This is a genomic window from Stenotrophomonas sp. 278, assembly GCF_003935715.1.
Taxonomy (GTDB): domain Bacteria; phylum Pseudomonadota; class Gammaproteobacteria; order Xanthomonadales; family Xanthomonadaceae; genus Stenotrophomonas; species Stenotrophomonas maltophilia_AH.
Window position 1 is genome coordinate 1 of the sequence record NZ_RHPP01000308.1, and the last position, 942, is coordinate 942.

A 942-nucleotide genomic window follows, 5' to 3' on the forward strand; every position below is an offset into this window, starting at 1 on the left:
GAGTGGCCGGAGCTTGAGCCGGAGCCGGAGCAGCCGACGGAGCCGGCGCACTGCCCGGTTCGTCGTCGAAGTCGAACTCAGGCTGCGACTGACCGTTGCCGTTGGAGCGGGCGGCGGCCGGAGCCGCGTCCTGCGTGCTGTCCTGATCACCATCCTGGTCGTCGTCACCGTCGTCCAGACCGTTGTCGTCCAGCTGGCCCTCGGCACCGGCAGCCTGCTCACCGTTGCCACGGCGACGGCGGCGGCCACCGCGACGGCCACGGCGACGACGCGATGCGCCTTCACCGGTGCCTTCCTCGGTGGAAGCCGGAGCATCGCCCTGCACAGCACCTTCAACCACGGTGATCGCAGTGTCTCCCGCGGCCGGGGTCGGCACGGGAGCGGGGGCGGTCGGCGCAGGTGCGGTGGGCATCGGGGTGGTGGCTGCGGCAGTTGCAGCCACTGCGGCGGTCACCACGGCCGCATCGGCCACGGGGGCGCCGATGTTGGCCGGCTTCGGCGCTTCCGCCTGCGGCTGACGGGCCGGCTTGTCGGCGTCGTTCTGCTGCGGCTTCTGGCCGTTCGGGTTCTGACCCTGCTTCTGCTTAAGCTTCGGCTGCTGTTCGTTGCGCGGCTTGGGCTGCTGCTCATTGCGCGGCTTGCCCTGACCCTGCTGGGCCTGGCCGGCGTTCGCATTGGCGGCCTGCTCCTGGCGGCGGTCCTCACGGCGCTCGCCCTTGCCATTGCGGTCATTGCGGTCGTCGCGACGGTCCTTGTTGCGACCCTGGCCCTGGGCCTGACCGTTGCCACCGCGTTCGTCGCGGCGACGGTCCTTGCCGTTGCGGTCCTTGTTGCGACCGTTGCGGTTGCCGTCCTGAACCGGACGTGCCGGTGCAGCCGGTGCAGCGGCCGGAGCCGGCTCACCGCCGAAGATGCGCTTGAACCAGCCGACCACGCCGCCGG

The 942-nt window shown here is 71.4% G+C and carries 1 pseudogene; it reads right to left on the bottom strand.

The window, feature by feature from the left end:
* Positions 1–942 (bottom strand): annotated as a pseudogene (locus tag EGJ34_RS21870) (ribonuclease E/G); the annotation flags it as partial.